The 1,220-nt window shown below is 31.3% G+C and carries 2 protein-coding genes; both read right to left on the reverse strand.

The genetic code is table 11. From position 1 onward, the window contains the following. On the reverse strand, positions 1 to 261 hold a 261-nt coding region (locus tag IDG60_RS14855), incomplete at its 3' end, for an alpha-amylase family glycosyl hydrolase (RefSeq protein ID WP_241013380.1). Between the two features lie 15 nt (positions 262 to 276). Further along, positions 277 to 1,220 (reverse strand): LacI family DNA-binding transcriptional regulator (locus IDG60_RS14860; RefSeq protein WP_206160853.1); only part of this gene is annotated, 944 nt, incomplete at its 5' end.

Consider the following 1,220-nt stretch of genomic DNA (forward strand, 5'->3'; position numbering starts at 1 on the left):
ACCTTTTAATAAACAATCAAAGTCTTCCATCGTTCCAAATTCATCCATAATTTCTTGATAGTCACTAATATCATAACCATTGTCATCATTAGGTGATTTAAACATTGGACTGAGCCAAATGACATCGATACCTAAATCTTTTAAGTAGTCCAATTTATCAATCATTCCAGGTAAATCCCCAATACCATCGTGATTACTATCATTAAAACTTCTTGGATATACTTGATATGCTACTGCTTCTTTCCACCATTGCTTATTCATTTTAAAACTCCTTTGCTATCGCTGTGTTGATTTTCTTATTTTTAATTCTGTATCTATAATGACGAGTTCAATAACATCCTGTGCTTTGTTTTTCAATATATTTAAAATTGCTGAACCAGCCTGTTGACCTAACATTCGAGGCTTGATGTCAATACAGGTTTGAGGTGGTGACGCAATTTCGGTTAAATAAGAATCATTGAACGTTGCTGTCATTACATCTTTCGGAATTTCAATATTAAGTTCATATAGGACACTTAAAATCGCTAAATGTAACATAGCATCTAACGAAATGATTGCCTGTTTAATATTTGGGTCCTTCAAACGCGTATGTAGATTTTGCATGTAATTTAAAATAACTTCTCTTTCATTACTAGTCTCAATAATTTGATAATCCAGATTAAATTGTGATGCAACCGTTTCAAATCCTTGAATTCTATCTTTTGAAACTTCAAAATTTCCTTTTTCTGTAATAAATATTAATTCATCTACACCTTGTTCAATAACATGTCGTGTCAAATTTTCAGAAGCTAATATATTATCATTATCTATGTGTGTAAATTGATGATCTATATCCGATGTAGGCTTACCAATCACAATAAATGGCATGCTTTCATCAATTAACATTTGTTTAATTGGATCATTTTCTTTTGAATAAAGCAGTATAAACGCATCAACCATTCGTTGTTTAATCATTTTATAAACTTCATCCATTAAATCATTCATATTATTTGAGACTGTCGTTTGTGTACCATAGCCATGCTGGTTACACGTTTCAGAAATTCCTAGCAATACATTGATGTAGAATGGATTCAGTCGAATAGGCTCCTCAGACCCTTTTAACACTAAACCAATTTTATATGTTTGGTTTGTAATTAAAGTTCTAGCAGCGGTATTAGGAAAATAATTCAATTCTTCCATAACTTTCTTCACTTTTGAAATTGTCGCTTCGCTAATACGTT

The sequence above is a fragment of the Staphylococcus sp. EG-SA-2 genome (assembly GCF_017152085.1).